The 231-nt window shown below is 56.7% G+C and carries 1 protein-coding gene; it reads right to left on the bottom strand.

The genetic code is table 11. From position 1 onward, the window contains the following. Nucleotides 1-231, bottom strand: a 231-nt coding sequence (locus MXD62_RS09785; RefSeq protein ID WP_368862368.1) for a pyruvate kinase alpha/beta domain-containing protein, incomplete at both ends; no start/stop codon positions are given.

Genomic DNA, 231 nt, shown 5'->3' with positions numbered 1-231 from the left:
CAGGAACCCCCGCGGTGATGATGACCAAATCGCCATGACGGATGTAGCCCGCTTTCAACGATTCATTGACGGAAAGCTCCAGCATTTCGTCAGTGGAGTGGCAGAGCGCTCCCAATACCGGATAGACGCCATTGACAATGGAAAGTCGCCGAACAACGCCTGCGTGCGGCGTAACCGCCACAATCGGAGCTTTCGGACGATATTTGGAGACCATGCGCGCAGTATGGCCGC

It is taken from the genome of Frankia sp. Mgl5, from assembly GCF_023242985.1.
Taxonomy (GTDB): Bacteria; Actinomycetota; Actinomycetes; order Frankiales; family Frankiaceae; genus Parafrankia; species Parafrankia soli.
The sequence above is the reverse complement of the archived record's forward strand: the minus strand, read 5'-3'. Positions and strand labels throughout refer to the sequence as shown.